The organism is Verrucomicrobiota bacterium, assembly GCA_038744685.1.
Classification (GTDB): domain Bacteria; phylum Verrucomicrobiota; class Verrucomicrobiia; order Opitutales; family Puniceicoccaceae; genus Puniceicoccus.
In genome coordinates, this window is sequence record JBCDMB010000039.1 from 19950 (window position 1) to 27202 (window position 7253).

Here is a 7253-nt window from a genome sequence, read left to right on the forward strand (position 1 = left end):
TAAACTAAATGGTCAGGCCTTGATCGCCGCCCTCAGTTCGGGAAAATCCGGAACGTTCTTAGGGTCGTCACTCGACCACGTATAAACAATTTCGCCGTCCGGGTTGACTACAAAGGCCGACCTTTTCGCGACGCCTTTCAACCCGAGTAAATCGGGATACAGCACGTCGTAGCTCTCGGCGACATCTTTGTTGAAGTCGCTTAGGAGGGGGAACGAAATATTCTCTTTAGTTGCCATCACCTCCAAGGTGAAAGGACTGTCTACACTGATTCCAAAGACGTCCGCGTTGAGCTCGGTGAATTGGTTTAACGTATCCCGGACGGAGCACATTTCGGACATGCACACGCTGGTGAATGCAAACGGAAAAAAGAGAAGAACTGTGTTTTTCTTTCCAAAATTGTCCGAGAGGGTTACGTCAACGAAACCGTCCTCGGTCTTTTGCTTCAAAGTGAAATCGGGTGCTTTTGTGCCTACTGCGAGTGCCATGACTGTTTTTTGTGATTTTTGCCTAAGTGAGACGAAACAAGTAGTTCAACGAATTTGGGGTGTCAACGCCCCTTGACCCGAAGAAGTCGGTAGACTCCGGCCCCGTCGTGTCCAGTAACGGTGGGTATCGTCTGAATCGCTCCAGTGAGTCGAAAGTCAGATCCATCCGGTGAGCGCAGAAACTGATCCACTACCCATCGGTTTTCTGCCGGTTCGATGCTGCAGGTGCTGTAGATGAGGTTCCCACCCAGAGCCACAAAAGACGACGCTTCTCGAAGAAAGTTCTGTTGAAGGAGCGGCATTTTCTTCAAGTCATCGGACGACAAGCGATATTTTACGTCGGGTTTTCGCCGAATTACGCCGGTATTTGTGCAGGGCGCGTCCAGTAAAACGGCAGGAAAGCGGTTCGCCCACCCGGATGGGAAGGTGTGCGGATTGCTCAGGTCGAGGGGTTCGATAGAGGTGCAATCCACCCAGGGTTGGAGGCTTTCTTTGAGTCGATCAAGCCGAGGTTCCAAATCTGCAGCAACTAGGCTTTTTGGTCGTTTCGGGTTAGAGAGGATGGCTCTCGCTTTTCCGCCGGGACTTGAGCAAAGGTCGAGTACCGTTTTCGGACTGTTGGAAAGTACCATTGCTTCTGCAAGTCGTGTTGCAGGATCACGAATCGTAGTGGAACCGTCCTTGAGGGAAGCGGATAGAGCTGAACCAAGGCCTTTAGGAAGCTCGAAAAACCTCGGCCATCGGGACGGTTGGAGGCGGTTGGCCTCCGAGGGCTTCTGGTTACTGGAGCAATAAATCTTTGGCTGTCTTTGATTCCACTGGAGCAAGTCCTTAGTGGTCCTTTCTCCAAATTGTTTCGTCCAATGATCGATCAGCCATTCGGGGTGTGAGAACAAGTTGCTCAACGAGGTGCTCTGTGGGTCGTTTCGAATGGATCGAATTGCCCCGAAGGCTTTTCGCGAAACCGCGTTTGCGAAACCGGCCTGGTTCCTCCCAGAAGTTTTTTTGGCAAAGTTTACCCATGAATCAATAATCGGTGGAGCATTGATGCATTTCGCCAGGTCGATTTCAGAGAGGCAGAGGAGAAGGCAGGCTCGGAGTTTTGTTTCGGGTTTTCGCTCGACGAACTTGTTTAGAATCGAGTCGTAGAGAAGGAGGTTTCGGAGGGTGGAATTAAACAGGCGAAGGGCTCGTCTCCTCAACTGTTCAGAACCTTCAGCCGAATCTGCGTTTTCCCGAATTGATGAGGCCTTCTGGGGCGTCGTCAAGTAGCAGTTGAGCCACTGGTGAGCGAGGCTCTGACCGCTCTCGGAAAAACTGTTGTCATACTCACTCATCTAGTCACTATTATCCTTTTGTAATATTTCCAAAGAGCAGGTTGCCACAAACATTTATGGATTCAGAAACGATCGATCAGTTGATTGCTGGAGACTCAAAATTGGAGTCTTCGCGAGCAAAGTTGGAAGCGATGCAACCGGGGGCCTATTGCATTCACCGTAGTTGGGGATTTGGGAAAATCCAGAGCTACGACGCGGATGCAAACAAGCTCATAATCGATTTCGAAGAAGGTAAGGAGGGTCACGCGATGGATCCTGCCTTTTGCGTGGATAAACTCGATGTCCTTGCACCTGATGACATACTTGTCCGGAAACGCACGGAAGGCGAAGCGGTCGACGAGATGATCGACAAGGATCGGGTCGGCGTTGTGATTTCAATTCTCGGTTCCAAGGAGGATCGCCAGGCGACGGCAATTGAGATTGAACGTCAGCTGGCGTTTCTGATTCCTCAGGATCGTAAAAGGAAGAAATGGTGGACGGATACCAAGAAGGATTTGATCCGCGAGCCGAGGGTGGCCGTTCCATCGAAAAAGACGGACCCGTTCGTTTTGCGGGAGGAGGAGATTACCCCTGAAGAAGAAATCTTGGAGGAGTTTTTCGCGACGAAGAAGGCGAAACAGAAGATTCTTCTTGCTGAGAAACTTTACGCCCTATCCAAGGATAAGACCGAGCTTAAGGAACATTTGGAAAGTGTCTTGGAGACGCTTACTCGAGCCATTAAAGACACCAAACTTCTGACTCACGCTGACCGACTGCATGGTGTTTGGGTACGGAACGACCTTGCCCGCGATGATTCCACCGACATGGATGTGGAGACTCTTGAGCCGACTTCTTTCTCGATCATCGAAGAATCTGCAGAAAACTTCGAGAAGCTGGCCGATGAACTTCCCGCTGCCTACTACCATCGGTTCTTGGATTTGCTCACCCGCACGTACCCGGATAAGTGGGAGGATATCATTGTCCGACTTTTGCGGCACAGCGAAGGGAAATTCACGAGTGAATGTATTGCATTCCTCTACGAAAAAAAGAAGGAAGCGCGCGTTCAGGATTGCTTCGAACGGTGGCTCAATGAGCAGACGATGAGAGGACCCATTCTTCAATGGATCATCAAGAATCGTAACTCTCAAAAATACTCTGAGTTGATCGATGGGCTTCTGAGCCCTCGTCTTCTCAATGCGGTCTTTTACGCAATTGATCTGGAGTCCCTCCAGAACGCATCCACACGGCGGATACCACTGGCGGATGCTTTAAGTGACGATACGGAGTTGATTCCCCTCCTTTTGGATCGGGGCACGGCGGAGACGGCGAGAGATTTGGCGCAAACGCTTTTGCTGAATCAGGGTTTTGATGATTTAACGAAAAAGTCCCTCCTGGTCCGTTTCATTCGGAAATATCCGAGTATCCAAAGTCTTCTCGAAAGGGAGGCGGAGGCTGAGACCGACGCTGGAGCAGATGCCGCCTTGACTGTCTCACAAGATAGCTTCGACGCAGCGAAGAGAGAGTACGAAGAGTTAGTTGGGGTAAAGATTCCTGAGAACAAGCAGGCGATTGAAACCGCGAAAGAGCATGGAGACTTGCGGGAAAACGCTGAATACAAGATGGCCAGGCAGGATCAGGATACATTATTGGCCCGAAAGGCTGACCTGGATCGCGATCTTGCCCGGGCTCGGGTGACTGATTTCAGCGATGCTTCAGCGGACTCCGTTGGTATTGGTTCTGTGGTTGAACTCCTCGAGGGTTCATCCGGCAAAACGAGAAAATACGCGATCCTCGGAGCTTGGGATAGCGACCCTGATCGAAACGTGCTTTCCTACCTCACTCCGTTGGGACAAATGCTGCTTGCCAAAGAGGTGGGAGACGTCGTCGAAACCGAGGTCGATGGAATTAGGGAAGAGTGGAAAGTGGAATCACTCGCTCGTTGGGTGGATCAATCGTGGTAGCCTAGTTTGGGTCGCCTTTTTTCTGAAACAGACGAACTAAGCGCAATGGCAGACGGGTGGGAAACTTTGCGTCTGCTCTCCGAGCCGACAAGGGCTCGCATTCTCGCACTGGTGGGTGAAGAGGAGCTTTCCGTGGCAGAGCTACAGGAGATTCTCGGGATGGGCCAGTCGCGCATCTCTTCCCATCTCGGCCTCCTGCGGCAGGGAGGGACAGTCTTGGATCGCCGTGAGGGAAAACACACGTTCTACGGCTTGAATCCCGATTTGAAGGGACCCGTCAGAAAGCTGATCCAGTCAGCTCTGACGCTTGCTGAGGACGAAGAATGGTTTTCTCGCGACCAACAAAACCTCCAGCGCGTCCTCGAACAGCGAAAGCAGGTTGCCGAAAAATATTTCAATCTGGTAGCGGGTCGTCTCGGGCGCAGCTATTGTCCTGGTAGATCGTGGAAAGCGATCGGTCACTTCCTCCTGCTTTTGACTCCAAGAGTGACGGTAGCCGACCTTGGAGCGGGAGAAGGTATGCTGTCTCATTTACTGGCTAGAAATGCCGAAAAGGTCTTTTGCATCGATAACTCTAAAAAGATGGTCGAGGTCGGAACTGAACTTGCGAAAAAAAATGGTCTCAAGAATCTTGACTACAAACTGGGAGACATCGAGGAAGTGCCACTACCGGACCGATCTGTAGATCTGGCGCTCCTCAGTCAGGCATTACATCATGCGGATAAGCCGGCAGTGGCGATCAAAGAGGCGTTTCGGATTTTGAAGCCAGGCGGAAGACTTGCTGTTTTAGACCTTTCAGAGCATCAATTTGAGAAAGCGCGTGAGCTTTATGCTGATCAGTGGCTCGGCTTTTCAGAGAACGATCTGTATCGTTTCTTACGGGAGGCTGGTTTTCGGTCGGTAGAGGTCTCCAGTGTTGCAAAGGAGGATCAAGACCCAGGGTTCGTCACCCTTTTAGCGACAGGCCTAAGGCCCGGTTGATGCGGTCGGTCTGACCTCTAGTAAGACTTTGCAAAAACGGCCATGGGCGCGTCTGCTGCTCCCGTGAATGGACAAGTACCTTTTCGGGGATCGTCAAGAGGAATACACCTGATGGTGACCTTTGCTTTCGTGGAGATCTCTTTTTCGAGTTCTTCGCTTCCTGCCCAGGGACACAAAACGAATCCAGAGCTTTCCTCAGAACTGAACCAGGAGTAAAAGTCGTCCTGAGTCTCGATCGTTCTCGTGTTTTCATTCCGAAATGCCAATGCGCGGGAATAGAGGCTATCGTGGATCTCAGAGAGTATCTCTGGGAGAATTTCCACGATCCGACTGCGTGAAACGGACTCCTTTTCTTTCGGACCTTTGTCGCGCCTTCCGAGAAAGACGGCTTCGGAGGCAACATCACGAGGTCCGATTTCGAGGCGGATCGGAACTCCCTTTTTGATCCAGCTCCAAACCTTTTCGCCTCCTCTCATGTCCCTTTCGTCAATCTTCGTCCGCACGGGTTGACCTGCATAGGCAAGACCAGAAAGATCGTTTTCGAGGTTTTTGCAGTAGGAGAGCACAGACTCTCGGTGTTCCTCCTTTGGGATAACGGGGATGATTACGACTTGCTGAGGAGCAACCTTCGGAGGAAGGACAAGTCCGTCATCATCACTGTGCACCATGATCATAGCTCCGACCAAACGGGTCGAGACTCCCCATGAAGTAGTCCAAGCGTACTCCTCGCGACCCGATGCGTTGAGAAACTTGATCTCGCTTGCTTTCGCAAAGTTCTGGCCGAGGAAGTGAGAGGTTCCAGCCTGAAGAGCTTTGGTGTCTTGCATCATTGCCTCGATGCTAAACGTAGCGACAGCGCCGGGAAACCGTTCGGCAGCGGTTTTCTCACCCTTGACGACCGGGATCGCCAGGTAATCGCGGGCAAAAGTCTCGTACACATCGAGCATTTGGTGGGTCTCTTTAACGGCCTCTTCTTCCGTGGCGTGAACCGTATGGCCTTCCTGCCAGAGAAATTCGGAGGTTCGAAGAAACATTCTCGTTCTCATTTCCCAACGAACGACGTTGGCCCACTGGTTGATGAGAATAGGGAGGTCACGGTAGGATTGAACCCAACGGGAATAGGTTTCCCCAATAATGGTCTCAGACGTGGGGCGGACTATCAGTGGTTCCTCCAGTTCACCCGTTGGTTGAAGAACTCCGTTTTCGTCAGTCTCTAGCCGGGAGTGAGTGACCACCGCACACTCTTTCGCAAATCCGTCCACATGTTCGGCTTCTTTCTGCAGAAAGCTCCGGGGGATGAAGAGAGGAAAGTAAGCGTTTTCGTGGCCCGTTTCCTTAAACATACCGTCTAGTATTCTCTGCATATTCTCCCACAACCCGTAGCCCCAAGGCTTGATCACCATGCATCCCCGCACGGGACTGGTCTCGGCAAGTTCAGCGGCCTTAATGACCTGCTGGTACCACTCTGGATAATTTTCGGAGCGGGTAGGATGTATGGCAGAAGTATGACCCTCTTTCTTCTTAGTCATGATCTGCCCAACGCTTTGGTTTACTGAAGACGATGACGAGCTAATTTTGATTTTTACAATAATAAACCAGGTAAATAAAGATTGACATATCCAGACCTGAAGATGATCTTTCCTCCATGAAACGAAGGCGTAGGTTGGTGGATCGTGGTGTGGGTTACTATCATGTGATGAGCCGGACGGTGAATGGGGAGGCTTTGTTTGGGGATGTGGAGAAGGAGGTGCTTCGTCGGATGCTGTGGCAGGTTGCGGAATTTTCGGGGGTGCGGGTGATTACCTATGCTTTGATGAAGAACCACTTCCATATGCTGGTAGAGGTTCCGGAGAAGCAGGAGATCAGTGATACTGAACTGGTGAGGCGTTACGGGGTGCTCTACCCTCGGGTGACGCCCTGGCAGCCTCTGAGCGCTGGAGCGCTTGATCGTCTGCTCTCTACTTCCGCAGGGGAGCCTGTGCGGCGTCAGCTGCTGGAACGCATGCATGACGTCTCGTGGCTGATGAAGACGCTGAAGCAGCGGTTTACCCTCTGGTACAATCGCACACACGACCGCTACGGACCGCTGTGGTCAGACCGGTTTAAGAGCGTTTTGGTTGAGGGAGAGAGATGGGCACTGCGCACGGTAGCGGCCTATATCGACCTCAATGCGGTCCGAGCCGGACTAGTAAAAGATCCTAAAGACTACCGCTTTTGCGGTTACGGGGAAGCGGTTGGAGGAGGCACCCGTGCGCGCGAGGGCCTCTCGGTTCTTGGGGGGGATCTGTCCGGCTACCGACAGACGCTCTACGGATCAGGTTCAGAGGAGAAAGAGGGGAAGGCTGTCCTGAGCCGAGAGGAAGCCCTTCGGGTGTTGGAGAGGGAGAAGGGTAAACTGCCGCTGACCGTGGTGCTGCGCTGCAGGGTGCGCTACTTCACCGACGGAAGGGTTCTGGGCTCGGAGGCCTTTGTCGCTAGTCAGGCCGCTACGCAGCCGCAGCTCTCAGCG

General features: G+C 52.2%; 6 protein-coding genes. 3 read left to right on the plus strand and 3 right to left on the minus strand.

The genetic code is table 11. The features are described 5' to 3' along the window. Nucleotides 1-12 precede the first annotated feature (12 nt). Entirely contained in the window at nt 13-486 is a 474-nt protein-coding gene (locus AAGJ81_14980; GenBank protein ID MEM0967449.1) for a redoxin domain-containing protein, read from the minus strand. Between the two features lie 62 nt (nt 487-548). Then, nucleotides 549-1823, minus strand: coding sequence for a transcription antitermination factor NusB (locus tag AAGJ81_14985; protein ID MEM0967450.1), 1275 nt, complete (start codon nt 1821-1823; stop codon nt 549-551). A 56-nt stretch (nt 1824-1879) separates the two neighbouring features. On the opposite strand from AAGJ81_14985, the gene AAGJ81_14990 reads away from it, so the two are divergent. After that, nucleotides 1880-3763: a GreA/GreB family elongation factor gene (locus AAGJ81_14990; GenBank protein MEM0967451.1), complete on the plus strand. Its 1884-nt coding sequence runs from the start codon at nt 1880-1882 to the stop codon at nt 3761-3763. 45 nt (nt 3764-3808) lie between these two features. Then, entirely contained in the window at nt 3809-4744 is a 936-nt protein-coding gene (locus AAGJ81_14995) for a metalloregulator ArsR/SmtB family transcription factor (protein MEM0967452.1), read from the plus strand. 17 nt (nt 4745-4761) lie between these two features. Here the strand turns inward: AAGJ81_14995 and proS are convergent, their stop codons facing one another. Then, nucleotides 4762-6273, minus strand: coding sequence for a proline--tRNA ligase (gene proS / locus AAGJ81_15000; GenBank protein MEM0967453.1), 1512 nt, complete (start codon nt 6271-6273; stop codon nt 4762-4764). Nucleotides 6274-6389: 116 nt separating this feature from the next. Here proS and AAGJ81_15005 point away from each other — a divergent pair. Continuing rightward, nucleotides 6390-7253, plus strand: an 864-nt coding sequence (locus AAGJ81_15005) for a transposase (GenBank protein ID MEM0967454.1), incomplete at its 3' end; no start/stop codon positions are given.